4 protein-coding genes are annotated in these 4716 nt (G+C 66.4%); 2 read left to right on the forward strand and 2 right to left on the reverse strand.

The window, feature by feature from the left end; genetic code table 11:
* Nucleotides 1-307 precede the first annotated feature (307 nt).
* The gene (locus tag FGD71_RS35455; protein WP_119104658.1) at nt 308-1567 is read right to left on the reverse strand and encodes an MFS transporter; all 1260 of its coding nucleotides are present in this window, start codon (nt 1565-1567) and stop codon (nt 308-310) included.
* A 287-nt stretch (nt 1568-1854) separates the two neighbouring features.
* On the opposite strand from FGD71_RS35455, the gene FGD71_RS35460 reads away from it, so the two are divergent.
* Nucleotides 1855-2664, forward strand: coding sequence for a class I SAM-dependent methyltransferase (locus tag FGD71_RS35460; RefSeq protein ID WP_240436924.1), 810 nt, complete (start codon nt 1855-1857; stop codon nt 2662-2664).
* 113 nt (nt 2665-2777) lie between these two features.
* On the opposite strand, the gene FGD71_RS35465 is transcribed toward FGD71_RS35460, so the two are convergent.
* The gene (locus tag FGD71_RS35465) at nt 2778-3473 is read right to left on the reverse strand and encodes a hypothetical protein (protein ID WP_240436925.1); all 696 of its coding nucleotides are present in this window, start codon (nt 3471-3473) and stop codon (nt 2778-2780) included.
* Between the two features lie 209 nt (nt 3474-3682).
* Here FGD71_RS35465 and FGD71_RS35470 point away from each other — a divergent pair, with 209 nt between their 5' ends.
* On the forward strand, nt 3683-4411 hold the full coding sequence (locus FGD71_RS35470) for a methyltransferase domain-containing protein (RefSeq protein ID WP_240436926.1): 729 nt from the start codon (nt 3683-3685) through the stop codon (nt 4409-4411).
* Nucleotides 4412-4716: the final 305 nt, after the last annotated feature.

Below are 4716 nucleotides of genomic sequence, written 5' to 3' on the forward strand. Positions count from 1 at the left end.
CGACTGTCTCTTCCTCACGACCAGACCAACGAGCAGACAAGCCCACGGTCACAAGATCAAAGCTTTTGTTAGAGCCAGTTAGCCTCGAGCTTTCACGAGGTGGTCTGTCCGAGGCTTGATCACAAACGCGACAAGTGCTCCTGACCTGGAACGATAGGACTTGTCGAGGGTCCAGATCGTGCCGTGGGAAGAAGCACTTCTCAGGTGAAGAAGCGTATCGGGTCGCACCCGCGTGTCCGCGTTGAGGGCAGCGGTCGTGGGGTGGTCTCGCAGGCCGGGGCCGTGCTGCACGACCGTGGCGGCGGGCTTAGCCCATTTTGCGCCGGATCACTCTGCCCCGGGCTGGGTTCGCCGCTGACTCCTTGGCCGACGACAACTCCCGGCGCCGGAAAGCACCCGCGGCCACAGTCAGCGGGCCGATCAACAACACGAGCACCGCGACAGCGCCAAGCGCGACCGGCAGGCTGGTCAGCTCGGCGACCCCGCCCACCATCGGAGGGCCGAGCAAGAACCCGCTGTAGGCAATGGTTGTCGCAAACGCGACCTCGCGCTCACCACCGCCCCCATCGGCCCGTCGCCCGGCCGCGCCACTCAACTCCATGACGACGGGAGACGCGTACGCCAAACCGACACCTGCGACAGCGAAGCCGGCGAAGGTGAGCGCCGGGGAAGGCGCCATGACCGCGGTGGTCAGCCCCAGCCCACCGATCGCCGCACCCCTGATGAGCATCCGTGGTGCGCCCCAACGACGCTGAATCGCCTCACCGCACAAGCGGGTGCACGCCATGGTGATCGAGAAGCACGAGTAGATCAGGGCGCCGGTGGCCTCGCTGAGACCGCGCTCCTGCACACCGAACAGCGCCGACCAGTCCGCGGTCGCTCCTTCGGCTATCGAGGCGCACAGTGCCACGCCGCCGAGCAGCCACAGCGCCGGTCGTCTGAACGGTGCCCGCCCTGCGCGCCCGCTCTTTGCGGGCACCCTGAGGAGTTCCTCGACCGGAATCCAGCGGGCGATGCCGATGGTGACGCCGCCGCAGATCACCGCGACGATGACGAAATGATGGCTCGGCGCCAGCCCTTGTCCGGCCGCGACCGCAGCGCCGACCGAACCGGTCAGCGTGCCGAAACTGAAGGCCGCGTGGAACAGCGGCATGATCGCCCGGCCGGTCCGCCGGGTCGCTGTCACGCCGGCCACGTTCATCGCCACGTCCATCACGCCGACCATTGCGCCGAGTACGAGCAGCAGCAGGCCGAGCGCCGCGGGCGACCTCGCAAGTCCCAGAGCCGGAAGCATTGCGGATCCGGCAACGCCGGCCACCGTCATCACGACGCGAGCGCCGAACGCCGCGCACAGCCGGCCGGCTAGAAGCGAAGCGGCGATCATGCCTACGCTGGCACCGAGCAGGGACAGCCCCAGCGCACCCTCGTCCGCGCCGATCTGCGCGGCCAGCGCCGGCACCCGAGGGGCCCACGAGCCAAGCAGCGCGCCGTTGAGAACGAACGCACCGAGTACGGCGATGATTCCCGCGCCAAGGCCGTCGGCTCGGTCCGGATGGGTGCCGGTCATTGTCAGCTCCGTCCCGGCCCCGTCTTGGTCGAGCCACGATCGGTCTGGCGCGGTGGCACACCTGCGGAGATCTGCGTGGATCACGCCGATGGAACCGAGCGTAGGTGGGCCGGAACACCCGCCGGCCTGCGATGGCAGGTTCGCGCCAAGAAGATGGCTGGTTCACGCCAAGCGGGTGCGGCGTCAGGCCTCGGGTTTTTACGAGGTGGTCTGTCCGAGGCTTGATGACAAACGCGAGGAGTGCTCCTGACCTGGAACGATAGCGTGTCTCGAGGCAGTCTGGCGCCGTGGAAATTCCGTTGCCGGAACAGCAGCATCTTCGATCGAATGCCTCCATGATTCATGACGGCCCGGCGGACCATGTGGAGCAGAACCGACGCTTTTGGGATGACGAGGCGGCTGCGTGGCACGGTCCCCTCGCCCGTGATCACTGGGCACAGGTGGAACCGTACTGGGGATTGTGGGCCACCCCTGAGTCGCAGGTCTCCGTGCTTCCCGACGGCATCGAAGGGATGCGCACCATTGAACTGGGCTGCGGTACTGCCTACGTCTCCGGTTGGCTGGCCAGAGCAGGAGCCCACCCGGTCGGGATCGACCTCTCGGAGAAACAACTCGCCACTGCTCGCGCGATGCAGACGGAGTTCGGCATCGACTTCCCCCTTGTCCTGGGCAATGCCGAAAAGGTGCCCTACGAGGACAACACGTTCGACCTGGCGATCAGCGAATACGGCGCCTCGCTGTGGTGCGACCCCTACCAGTGGATCCCGGAGGCAGCCCGGCTGCTCGTTCCCGGAGGCCGGCTGGTGTTCTCGCGCTACTCACCGCTGTTCGCGCTGTGTGTACCGCCCCAGGGTCCGGCATCCACCACTCTGTCCCGCGGCCAATTCGGCCTGACGCGGCTGGACTGGGGGAATCACGTGGAGTTCATCCTGCCGCACGGTGAGATGCTCCGTCTGCTGCGGTCCTGCGACTTCGTCGTTGAAGATCTGATTGAGATTCAGGCACCCCAGCGTGCGCGGGACTACGAAGAAGTTTCCGCCGACTGGGCCCAGCAATGGCCCAGCGAGGAGATCTGGAAAGCTCGGCTGGCAGGCTGACAGCTCCGCAGGCACCCTGTATCGCCTTTACTCATCCCGCGGAGCACCTCGATGCTCCCACTTAAGAGACCAGCTGACGGTCCGCCGTGGTGATCACCTCAGCAGCCAGGCGGTCAACGGGGTAGTCGGGCCGTCCGCTCCCGGTACGCCGCAGCGACGTAGCGCATGGCGGTCTGAGCGGTGATCCCGAAGAGCCGCATCAGCTTGAGTGGATCGCCGGTGGCAAACGCTTCGTTGAGCATGCGGTCCTGGCGCAGGCCGACGAGCGTGACGTCCTTGGGCAGAGCCTTTCGGAGCAGAGTCCTGCTGACTGTTGGGTGGTCCGGATCAAGGGCCGTCTTCTGGCTGACGAGGAGGTGCGGGTTGGTTGAGGCTGGCCAGCGCCGGTGGCGGTAGGCCAGCCATTCGCTGGCAAGTCGGTGAGTGAACTCCTCCAGGTAAAGGGTGTGTCGCAGCAAGCCGCGGCGGACTTCGAGGGTGCCGCGGGCGAGGCTCAAATCGGTAGCCAGCAGCGTACGGAGTTCTTCACCGGGCAACGCATGGATGGCCACCAAAGCGATGATCAGACGGCTGAGCGGGGTATTGGCCTGATCCATCCACCCGGCCAGAAGATCACTGCGCATGGACTGCGGGAGTCCCTTGAGGTGGCCGACCGACAGTTGACGGGTCGGATCCCGGAAGACCATCCGTTCCCGCTTGAGCGCCTTGAAGAGACTGCGCAGGCTCACCGCGACCTTCTGCCGCTCTTGTCCGGACGGGCCGGCTACCGCCTCAATGTGGTCCGTCGTGATCTTTCGCAGAGCTGTCACGCCGTCGGCGGTCCACGTGGTGTTCGGCGTCCGCCCCGGGAGCGTTGTGCCGGGCCCTGGCGTGTTGCCGTTGTCCGAGGAAGGCCAAGAACAACAGCGTCAAATAGCAGCCTGCCCTTGACTGGCGCTGCCCACGGATCATGGGCCGTGTTTCACTTTCCTCCATGTCAACAACTCTCGGAGCGCCCCGACCTGACCCGGCTGCCTACATGCTGCAAGCCGCGGCCAGCGCCGCCGGCCGCGGCTACAAGCAGGAGTTAATGGAGCTGCTGGACGTCCAGCCGGGCCAGACCGCGCTCGACGTGGGCTGCGGACCGGGCACAGACCTGCCCACGCTGGCAGAGTGCGTCGGCGTGAGCGGCACAGTAATTGGCGTCGACCGCGACCCGGCCATGCTGGCCGAGGCCCGCCGACGCACCAGCGACCTGCCCGCAGTCCAGATCCGCGAAGCAGACGCCCACGCCCTCCCCGTCGAGCCCGGCACGGTGGACCGGGCCAAGATCGACCGGGTCCTGATGCATGTCACCGAGCCGGCCAGCGTGCTGGCACAACTCCACCTGGCCACGCGGCCAGGAGCACGGATCGGCCTGGCGGAGCCGGATTGGGACACCCTGGTGGTCGACGCGGAAGATCTCGACACAAGCCGCGCGTTCACGCGTTACACGACCTCGGAAGTGGTCCGTCACGCCACCATCGGCCGCCGCCTCGCCCGTCACGCGGAGCAAACAGGCTTCGTCATCGAGACCGTGAGGGCCACGACACCGGTCTTCGTCGACTTCGAGGACGCGGATCGCACGCTGGGACTCGGCCGCAACATGCAACAAGCCATCCAGGATGGTCACATCGACGAAGCACGTGGTCGTCGGTGGTTCGCCTCGCTCTCTGAGGGACCCTTCTTCGCTTCCTTCACGCTCGTCACCGTGATCTGCTCCCGCTGACGAAGGTCCGGGACTCGCGCGGTGACAACTGCGCCTGTCCCGGTTGCCGATCTGCGGCCGGTGGTCCCAAATCAAGCCGCCTCTCGGAGCCACCTCACAACGCCTGATGTTCACAAATCACCCGCGAATTGGGGCCAGTTGGAGTCGCCTTGGTGGGGCCGCTGAACGCCGCCCTAGCTGTGCTGTCCGGGGACGTTGGTGACGGGCGACACGCCTTGGGCGGAACGAGGCGAGGGCCCCTGGTTTCGGTGTGGATTGCGAGATCTACAACCGGCAGCCAGGAGGCCCTCGTTGTCCCACCGTAA

It is taken from the genome of Streptomyces sporangiiformans (assembly GCF_005768555.2).
Taxonomy (GTDB): Bacteria; Actinomycetota; Actinomycetes; order Streptomycetales; family Streptomycetaceae; genus Streptomyces; species Streptomyces sporangiiformans.